Source organism: Archangium sp. (assembly GCF_036389735.1).
Classification (GTDB): domain Bacteria; phylum Myxococcota; class Myxococcia; order Myxococcales; family Myxococcaceae; genus Archangium.
The window spans coordinates 1-5092 of sequence record NZ_DASVWK010000951.1; the positions used below are offsets into that span (position 1 = coordinate 1).

The 5092-nt window shown below is 71.1% G+C and carries 5 protein-coding genes; 3 read left to right on the top strand and 2 right to left on the bottom strand.

Features of this window, described 5'->3' with window-relative positions; all coding sequences use genetic code 11:
- The coding region (locus VF794_RS33850) for an SAM-dependent methyltransferase (RefSeq protein ID WP_331117253.1) at positions 1-655 on the top strand (655 nt) is incomplete at its 5' end.
- Here VF794_RS33850 and VF794_RS33855 read toward each other — a convergent pair.
- A complete protein-coding gene (locus tag VF794_RS33855; RefSeq protein WP_331117254.1) occupies positions 636-1184 on the bottom strand; it encodes a HEAT repeat domain-containing protein in 549 nt (182 codons plus the stop codon). The two genes, VF794_RS33850 and VF794_RS33855, sit on opposite strands and share 20 nt — an antisense overlap.
- 1 nt (position 1185) lies before the next feature.
- Positions 1186-1944: a polymorphic toxin type 28 domain-containing protein gene (locus tag VF794_RS33860; protein ID WP_331117255.1), complete on the bottom strand. Its 759-nt coding sequence runs from the start codon at positions 1942-1944 to the stop codon at positions 1186-1188.
- A gap of 149 nt (positions 1945-2093) precedes the next feature.
- On the opposite strand from VF794_RS33860, the gene VF794_RS33865 reads away from it, so the two are divergent.
- A complete protein-coding gene (locus VF794_RS33865; protein ID WP_331117256.1) occupies positions 2094-3938 on the top strand; it encodes a serine/threonine protein kinase in 1845 nt (614 codons plus the stop codon).
- Positions 3939-4019: 81 nt separating this feature from the next.
- The gene (locus VF794_RS33870; protein ID WP_331117257.1) at positions 4020-4982 is read left to right on the top strand and encodes a DUF2381 family protein; all 963 of its coding nucleotides are present in this window, start codon (positions 4020-4022) and stop codon (positions 4980-4982) included.
- Positions 4983-5092 lie beyond the last annotated feature (110 nt).

Sequence of the window (5092 nt, forward strand, 5' to 3'; positions counted from 1 at the left end):
GGTGCGCTCCGGCCAGGCGGTGGACATCCACCAGTTCGAGCCGGAGGACCAGCGCTGGCGGGACTACATCCACGCCATGCACCAGCTGGCGCGGCTGGCGGCGCCGGAGGTGGCCTCGGCCATTCCGCTGCCCCGAGGCGCGAAGCAGCTGTTGGATCTGGGCGGCGCCCATGGCTGGTTCGCCGCGGAGCTGTGCCGTCAGCACCGGGGGCTGAAGGCCACGGTGCTGGACCTGGAGGGCAGCGTGCGGGTGGGGCGGGAGATCATCGCCCGGGCCGGGCTGTCGCACGTGGTGACGCACCGCGAGGGGGACATCCTCACCTCGGAGCTGGGGGGCCCGTACGACGCGGTGCTCCTCTTCCAGGTGGTGCACCACCTGACGCCCGCGCAGAACGTGGCGCTGCTGCGCCGGGTGCGCACCGCGCTCATGCACAAGGGGACCCTGGCGGTGCTGGAGTACCTGCGCGAGGACGTGGAGAAGCCGCCGAGCGCCGCGCCCCTCATCGGCCTGCACTACTTCCTCACCTCGAAGGCGGCGGCCTACACGCCGGCCGAGGTGGAGGGCTTCCTGGGTGACGCGGGCTTCCGCATCGAGAGCGCCCAGCCCATGCGCAACGTGCCGCTCCAGACGCTCCTCATCGCCCGCCCCGAGTGAGCGGGGCCGGGGCCGGAGGCGTGCTCACACCTGCCATTGCACGCAGCCACTCATCATCCACCTCGAGTCGACGGATGTCTTCCGAGAGAAGCGCTTGCTCCTGGGCTGGCAGCAACCCGGCAGCGGCACGAAGACTGACATACGCGACCCCTCTGAGTTCAGCATTCGCGCTCTCGTCCAACGCGACGCGCGCAAGCACCCTGAAGCCCTCTTCATCCGGCTGGCCACACCGCTCGAGCATCGAGCCGAGGGAACGAGCAGCGATGACCAGCACCTCGACATCCGTCTCTCGCCCCTCCAGCATGGCCCGGAGCATGGGGAGGGTGCGCATGTGTGCCCAATGAAGGCACAGGGCCCAGACAGCTTCGTACCGCACCTCGACATCAGGGCTCCGCATCAACTCCAGCCCTGCATCCACGACCTCATCGGATGGCGGTGTGTCCTTGTCCAGCTTGAGCTCTCGAAGGGCACCCAGTACCTCCTCCACCTTCTTGGAGGTCAGGCGCAGCACTCGCTCTGCATTGTCCACACTACCCTCCTCCAGAAAGGGCTTCCTCCATCCGAGAGATCATGGCCCTGGCCTTGTCCATCGCCTCCTGGACGTACGAACGAACGGCAGGCGAGTGTGCCGGGTTCTCCAGGCTGCCCTCAAGCGCCCGGACATGTCTCTTGAGATCCCTGACGGACTGCATCATCTCGCGCCGATGATCCCAGTAGCCGCCACCCGGCTTCGGGATGTGTTGGCCAGCAAGCTCCTTGGCAACCCCCTCGAAATCACCTGGCTTCGCGTGATCACGGAGGATGTTGTCGATTTTGGTGATGTGCCTGGCTTGCGACTCAAGCAAGCCTTCGGTGGGTAATCCACCTCCGGGCCCCAGGGCACTGGCCGCCACCGCGGTGGGCGCCAGCCCCACCACCAGTTCCTCGGCACCCAGAACCACCGTCCCCACCTGCCCCGCCGCCTCCAGCCTCACCCCCATGCGCACCGGGGAGAGCAGCGCCGCCCGACCGAAGCCGGGCAACCCCGGCCCCCTGCCCACCACGTTCGACCGACCCGACAGCGCCGCCGTCGCCAGCAGCAGCAACACGCGCATGCCGTTATCCCCCAGCACCCGGCCAAAGCGCTGGCCCGCCGCCCTCAACTCCCCGGTGGTCGTTGCCCGCTCGGACTGCTCCAGCAGCCCCCTCCCTGCCCGCACCATCTCCCGCATCGGCCCCAACCCCAGGTACACCACCAGGTACAACGTCAGCACCGCCGCCACTCCCTTCGTCACCGGTCCAGGTGCCACGCATGGGCTCCTCCTCGCGTCCGTTGGGTTGGGAGCGTGAGACAGGATTTCATGGGTTGTCCATGACGGGCCGGGGAGGGCCTACCGTGCGGGCGGGGTTCGAGCGTGCCCACGTCGTGTTAGGCTGCCCCACCGCGGAGGTCACGCTCATGAATCAGGTTCCCGAGGAACAGGCGGCGGGGAGCGCCAGGGTCCGGCGGCGGTGGTGGTGGCAGCGGCAACTGTGGAAGGAGGAGACGCAGGCGGCCTTGCTGCCCCCGGTGGGAACCACGGTGGGCGGCTACCACCTGGAGGCGAAGCTGGGCAGGGGCGGCCAGGGCACCGTGTACCGGGCCCGGCGGGGCGGGCAGTTGTATGCCGTCAAGTTCATCTACCTCCCGGTGGCCGGGAAGTGGGCGCGCCGGGAGCTGGAGGTGTTGCCGCGCCTGGAGCGGGTGGGCGTGGTGAAGCTGGAGGGCCACGGCAAGTGGCCGGACCTCTGCCCCCTGTTCCTCTTCATCGCCATGGAGTACGTGCCGGGACTCGCCCTGTACTCCTGGGCGAGGAGACACCACCCCACGGCGCGGCAGGTGGCCACCGTCCTCCTGGAGCTGGCGCGCCAGTTGGCAGCGATCCACGCCGAGGTGGTGGTGCACCGGGACGTGAAGGGCCCCAACGTGCTCGTCCGTCCGGACGGCCAGCCGGTGCTGGTGGACTTCGGCGTGAGCAGCTGGCCCTCGGCCTCCCGGGTGACCGGAGCCCTGCCGCCGGGGAGCTGGCCGTACCGGAGCCCGGAGGTGTGGCGCTTCCTGCGCGAGCGCCAGCCGGGAGAGCGCTACACGTCCCCTCCCCTGGATGACTTGTGGGCCCTGGGCATCGTCCTCTATCGGCTGCTGACGGGCGCCTACCCTTTCGACGAGCGGGACGAGCCCTCCCAGCAGGACGCCGTCCTCACGCACCACCCCGAGCCGCCCCACGTGCGCAACGCCCGCGTCCCCCGGGCGCTGGGCGAGCTGTGCCTGCGCCTGCTGGACAAGGCCCCCGAGGCGCGCTTCCCCACCGCCGGGGCCCTGGAGGGGGCCCTGCTGGAGGCGCTGGCCGGAGCGGAGGGGACCTGGGACGTGCCGCTGCATGACGAGCGCGTGCCGGAGGACGCCCCCGAGGAGGCGCCCACGCCGCAACCCTCCACCCTGGCCGCGCCGTCCACGACGGGCGAGGCCCTCCCGGTACAGCCTCCGGCCCCCACGGCGACACGGCACGCACGCGGGCCCCTCCTCCGCTGGGGATGGGGGGCCCTGGCGGGCGTCTCGGTGGCGCAGGTCGTGCTGGCCCTCCTGCTCGCCACGCGCGAGCCGACTCCCCAGGCGAGCGGGACGCCCGGCCAGGAAGTAGCGCCGCCCTGGGAGTGGCCAGAAGGTGGAGGGGGCACAGCGCCCGTCGAGGCGGCCACCCCTGTGCCTGTCGCCAGCGCGACACGCCCCCAGGACATGCGCGTGAAGACTCCACGAGCCCCGCTCGCCTCCCAGCCCCCGCCGGAGACGCAGACAGGCCCCCCCGCCGCGAAGGTCAGCACGGCCCTGCTCGTCTGCGCCCTCGCGTCCGCCTGCCCCGGCGCCCAGGTGCGCCCCCTCACCCCCGACGACTGCCCTCCGGGCGCCCAGGAGGCCATGAAGAAGTGGGGCATCTCGGGGCAAGTGGGCAGCGTCGGTTTCGAACAGGCACACCAGGGGCGCTCCACCGTGCACCAGGGCCCTGGCGCGTCCGTCATTATCGGCCAAACGGGGGGCTGGGGCGCCGCGGAGCAGGGGACCGAACTGATCGGGGAACTCCTCTTCGGGAAGGAGCGCGTCTACGGTCGCCTCACCGAGGCTCGGACCCCTGGCGGAGACAGGTTCCCCGTCTGCGTGCAGCTCCTGGACCTCGACGGCATGTTGGGGCTCCCAATCCGGGGCCGTCCCTCCCCGGACACCGCCCTCATCAACCGCAACTTCACCGCGGAGGCCGTGCGGAAGTAGGGCGGCCCAAGGAGCACGAGTCTCCGGAAGGTGGGGAGCCAACCTCGGAGGCTCTGTTAGGCTCCCCACCCCGGAGGTTCCGTGCCCGCCCTTCGCACCACCATCCCGCTCCTGCTCTCGCTTCACGTCGGCGTCCCCACCCTGGCCCAGCCACCTCCCGAGCCCTGGGAGCCGGGAGTCCGTCACCTCGAGCTCCTCCCCCGTGCCGCCGGGGAGCGGCCCGAGCTGCGCATCAGCCCGGGGCTCGCCCTCACGGTGGTGTTCGACACCCCGCTCCGCTCCCTCCGCCAGGGCGGCGTGGAGTTGGAGGAGCGGGCGCGCTTCCGGCTCGTGAGCCTGGACGAGGAGGGCCGCGTCCTCACCCTGGTGTTGGCCCCGGGGGAGGTGCCCGACAGGCCCTTGCGGTTGACGGTCCACTTCGCGGATGGAGCGGTGCCGGCGAGCGTGGCCTTCCACCTGGTGGCGCACCCGGCCCGGGCGGAGACCCACGTGCAGGTGTACCGCCAGCCTCGCTCCGCCGAGGTGTGCTGCGAGCAGGCCGACGCCGAGCGGGAGAAGGCCCGACGGTGCTTGCTGGAGTTGGAACGGACCCGGGCGGAAGTGACAGGGCCGGGGCGAGCGAGCCTCATTGGCCTGCGCTCCGACGGGCTGTTGGACAGGGCGGGCGTGCGCACCAAGGTCCTCCCAGTCGAGACGCTCACCGTAGGTCCCGCGAATGCCCTTGCCTTGTGGGACGCCACCGCCTTCCGCTCCGCCGCTCCGGGTCAGCAACCGGAGGAGCGCCGCGCGCGGGTGGCCGTGCTGTTGACCCTCCGGGGCCCGGGCGCCCAGGACTGGAAGGCCGAGGGAGCGCACCTGGCGTCCCGAGGCGGCAGGGGGCGCAATGTGACGGTGTGGCAGTCGCCCGCCAGCAAGCCGGGCTTTCGGGAGGTGATGGTGGAAACGGAGCTGACGGAAGCGGAGGCCCGGGGCCGCTTCACGCTCAAGCTGTGGGACGCGAGCGGCACCCGGACAGTCACCCTCGGCGGGGTGACGTTTCCTTGAGCACTCGGGGCGGCTCAACGGCTTCTGGAGTACCTACTCGGAGTCGTCCTCGGGATCGCCCTGCCATTCCGGCGAGTTCAACTCCTCCGGAAGAGGGGCGATCATGAACA

Coding starts and splice junctions, on each gene's coding strand:
- VF794_RS33865 (WP_331117256.1), top strand. CDS start 2,094: ATGAATCAGGTTCCCGAGGAACAGGCGGCGGGGAGCGCCAGGGTCCGG.